The 4,365-nt window shown below is 60.4% G+C and carries 2 protein-coding genes; both read left to right on the top strand.

Annotated elements, in window-relative coordinates; all coding sequences use genetic code 11:
• The first annotated feature begins 173 nt into the window (after positions 1 to 173).
• A complete protein-coding gene (hrpA, locus tag ACOCD2_RS13245; RefSeq protein ID WP_293645618.1) occupies positions 174 to 3,773 on the top strand; it encodes an ATP-dependent RNA helicase HrpA in 3,600 nt (1,199 codons plus the stop codon).
• 59 nt (positions 3,774 to 3,832) lie between these two features.
• The gene (locus tag ACOCD2_RS13240) at positions 3,833 to 4,309 is read left to right on the top strand and encodes a hypothetical protein (RefSeq protein WP_293645616.1); all 477 of its coding nucleotides are present in this window, start codon (positions 3,833 to 3,835) and stop codon (positions 4,307 to 4,309) included.
• Positions 4,310 to 4,365 lie beyond the last annotated feature (56 nt).

Genomic DNA, 4,365 nt, shown 5'->3' with positions numbered 1-4,365 from the left:
TCGGGCATGTTTCTTACCTGGCTCAGTGCATCCGTTGCACTGGCACAGGTGGCCGTCACCGCCAGGAGCAGGCTCACGAGAGCCAGGTTGATGCGCCGGAAAATCATCCGGCAGAGTATAGCAGCCAGGATTCGCGGTAGAATCCACCCACCATTCCTCCGTGCCGAGAACCCGTGCCTGCTGCCGTAGAAAACCTGAAAAAACAGATCAGCCAATGCCTGCTGAAAGACCGGCACCGGTTGAGCCGCCAGTTGCAGAACCTGTCCCGGCAGGTACAGCAGGACAGGCCGCTCGACCCCGCCGTTCTTGCCGATGTGGAACAGCGTATCCACAGGTCGGCAGCGGCGGTCCAGGCGCGCAGGGAGTCGCTGCCTGTGCCGGAATACCCGGCCGAGCTGCCCATTAGCGCGCGTCTGGAAGAAATACGTGAGCTGATCGCAAAACACCAGGTCATCGTCCTCTGTGGTGAAACGGGTTCGGGTAAATCCACCCAGCTGCCCAAGATCTGCCTGGACGTGGGGCAGGGCATTTATGGCCGCATCGCCCACACCCAGCCGCGGCGCATCGCTGCGCGCAGCCTGGCCAGCCGCATCTCCTCCGAACTGGAGCGGGAGCTGGGCACGGCCGTGGGCTACAAGGTGCGTTTTCACGACCGGGTGAGCGAGAGCACCCATATCAAGCTGCTGACTGACGGTATGCTGCTGGCCGAAATCCAGCAGGACCGTTTTCTCAACGAATACGATACCATCATCCTGGATGAGGCTCACGAACGCAGCCTGAACATCGATTTCCTGCTGGGCTACCTGAAGCAGTTGCTGAAGAAGCGCCGTGATCTCAAGCTCATCGTCACCTCGGCGACCATCAATCCGCAGAAGTTCTCCAGGCATTTCTCTGATGCTCCGGTGATCGAGGTATCCGGCCGCACCTGGCTGGTGGAAGTGCGTTATGCGCCGCCGGAAGAAGACGAGGACAGTGGCGAGCGGGGTGATGCCACCCAGCAGGCCATCCTGAATGCGGTGGATGAACTTTCCAAGGAAGACAGGGGAGACATCCTGGTCTTCCTGTCCGGCGAGCGGGAAATCCGTGAGACTGCAGAAAGCCTGCACCGGCATCGCCTGCAGGTGACGGAAGTTCTGCCCCTGTATGCGCGGCTCAGCCCGGCAGACCAGGGGCGCATCTTCAAGCCGTCCGGGCAGCGGCGTATCGTGCTGGCGACCAACGTGGCCGAGACCTCCCTGACCGTGCCGGGCATACGCCATGTCATCGATACCGGCTTTGCCCGCATCAGCCGTTACAGTCACCGCAGCAAGATCCAGCGCCTGCCTGTAGACCCGCGCATCGCCCGCATGCTTCTCGAAGCTGCCCATACCCATGCCCTGCGGGAGATGCTGGTGATCGCGGCCGCCCTGTCGGTGCAGGATCCCCGCGACCGTCCCATGGACAAGCGCCAGCAGGCCGACGAGGCCCACGCGCTATTCGTCAACGAAGAATCCGATTTCCTGGGTTTTCTCGAACTGTGGAAATTCGTCGAGGAGAAGCGCCGCCACCTGACCCAGCGCAAGTTCCGCCGCCTGTGCCGCGAATACTTTCTTTCCTATACCCGTATTCTCGAATGGCATGACATCCACCGCCAGCTGCGCGCCCAGATGCACGACATGGGCTACCGGGACAACAAGGAATTTCCCGGCTACGAGACCCTGCACCGCGCCGTGCTGTCGGGTTTGCTGAGCCATATCGGTTTCAAGCAGACAGGGAAGGGCAAGGGCTACCTGGGTGCCCGCAACAGCCAGTTTCACCTGTTCCCCGGTTCCGCGCTGTTCGGCAACAACCCCAAGTGGCTGGTGGCGGCGGAGCTGGTGGAGACCACAAAGCTCTATGCCCGGGTATGCGCCCGGGTGCAGCCCGAATGGATAGAGTCCCTGGCGGGGCACCTGGTCAGGCACAGCTATTCCGGACCTCACTGGCAGGCAAAGCGCGGCCAGGTGGGCGCCTATGAAAAGGTCACCCTGTTCGGTGTGGTGCTGGTGCCCCGGCGGCGCATCAATTTCGGTCCTATCGATCCCAAACAGTCACGGGAGATCTTCATCCGCTACGGGCTGGTGCAGGGCGACTTCCATACCCGTGCGCCTTTCTGGCGGCACAATCGCGAACTGGTGGAATACGTGCAGGACATGGAAGCCCGCACCCGGCGGCTCGATCTGCTGGTGGACGAAGAGCGCATGTATGCCTTTTACGACCAGCGCATTCCCGAAGGCGTCTACAGCAAGGCCCAGCTGGAAAAATGGCTGCGCAAGGCCAGCAGGAATAAGCTGCGCCTGCTGCACATGGAGCTGGAAGACGTGATGGCCAGGCAAAGCGATGCCAGTGCCGAGGCCCAGTTTCCCAAGGAACTGGATATTAGCGGCATGCGCCTGCCCCTGGAATATCATTTCGAGCCTGGCCACGAAGCCGATGGTGTGACCCTGGTGGTGCCCGCCGGGGCGCTGAAACAGGTCAGCCCGGGACGGCTGGACTGGCTGGTGCCGGGGCTGCTCGAAGAAAAACTGGTCACCCTGCTCAAGGGGCTGCCCAAGTCCCTGCGCAAGCAGTTCGTACCTGTACCGGACTATGCCGCCCGCGCGCTGCAGAAACTGCAGGTCAGTGATACTCCTCTCGTCCAGGCGCTGGGACAGGCACTGAAACAGTTGTCCGGTGGCACCTATGTACCCGAAGACGCCTGGAACGAGGCGGCGCTGCCGGACTATCTTCGTATGCGCGTTCGGGTCATCGACACCGAGGGCCAGACCCTGGCTGCGGGCCGCGATATCCTGTCGCTACAGCAGCGCTATGCAGACAGGGCAGAAACACTGCCCCCGCAAGCCGGTACACACGAACTGGCCAGACAGGGACTCAGCCGCTGGGATTTCGCTGAACTGCCCGAACAGGTAGAGACGCGCAATCACGGCATTACCCTTACCGCCTATCCGGCCCTGGTGGATGAAGGTGACAGTGTGGCCATCGAGGTGCTGGGTTCCGAAAACGAAGCCCGTATCGCCCACCGGGCCGGGCTGCGCCGGCTGTTCATGCTGGCCATGCCCAAAGAAATGCGCCAGCTGCGCAAGCAACTGCCGGGCCTGCAGCAGATGCGGCTGCAGTATGCGAAAGCGGCAAAACCCCCGGTTTCTCCCGCTGTTAAAGGAAAGCAGGATCTGGAATCGGAACTGCTGGCGCTCATCATCGACCGTACCTTCCTGCTGGACCGTCCCGACATACGCGACCAGAAAAGCTTTGAGGCGCGCCTGCAACAATACAGTGGTGATCTCTCGACTCATGCCGCTGAGATCACGCGGCTGGCCGGAGATATCCTGGCGGCGTACCAGCAGGTGCGAAAAAATCTCTCCAGCATCACCCAGATCGACTGGCTGGCCTCCACCCAGGACATGCAGAGCCAGTTGGACAGGCTGGTGTATCACGGCTTCCTGCAACAGGTTCCCTGGGAGCAGCTGCTTCAGTATCCCCGCTACCTCAGGGCGCTCGGCCATCGTCTCGACAAGCTGCGCGGCGGAGGCGCCCTGCGTGACCAGCAGCGTATGAACGAGCTGCAGGCGGTTCATGCGGACTGGCTGGCGCGCTGGCAGGCGGCCAACGGCAAATCGGTCGTCGATCAGCGCCTTGAGGAAATCCGCTGGATGCTGGAAGAGCTGCGTGTATCCCTCTTTGCGCAGGAGCTGAAGACCGCCTATCCTGTTTCCGTCAAACGCATTGCCAGACGCTGGCGTGAACTGGGCCTGTAATGGAACCTTTCTGCAGCCGGTCTATCTGAGTAAGACAACAGTTGCGGATGAAAGGACAAATGACGATCAGGGTACACAGCATGTTCAACAGCCTGAAATTTTGGACGGGAGCAGCGTCATTTCCCATGCCGGTTGCGGCGCGGAACAGCCGTGTCGGGCCAGTGTTCAAATCCATACTGATGTCGATAGCTATCCTGACCGCAAATGCACAGGCACTGGAACCTTATGATTCTTCCCAGGCCACCCACTGGCCAGGTGTCGAGCTGATTCCGCCGGAAACGGCTGGCATCGGCAGGAAGCTGGCGGATGTGGCCTTTTTTGAATTGCAGGGCAAGGCTTCTTCTCTGTACAGACTGACCGGTAACAGAGGTACGGTCATCGTGGTTCGTGATCCCGAATGCCCGGTCTCCGTGCGTTATGGACCGCGAATCGCTGCGATGGCCCGTGACTATTCCGGCAAAGGTTTTTCTTTCGCTTTTATCTACCTGCTAGAGTTTAGAGTAAGCAACATTGTTCCACCGTATATTTTCGGGTGAAATAAAGTTGCTATTTTGGTAACTACTCACCCCTAAGATGAGTACAAGCCTGCCTC

Source organism: Thiolapillus sp., assembly GCF_048562965.1.
Classification (GTDB): Bacteria; Pseudomonadota; Gammaproteobacteria; order Chromatiales; family Chromatiaceae; genus Thiolapillus; species Thiolapillus brandeum_A.
This window is presented reverse-complemented; position numbering and strand designations above follow the sequence as displayed.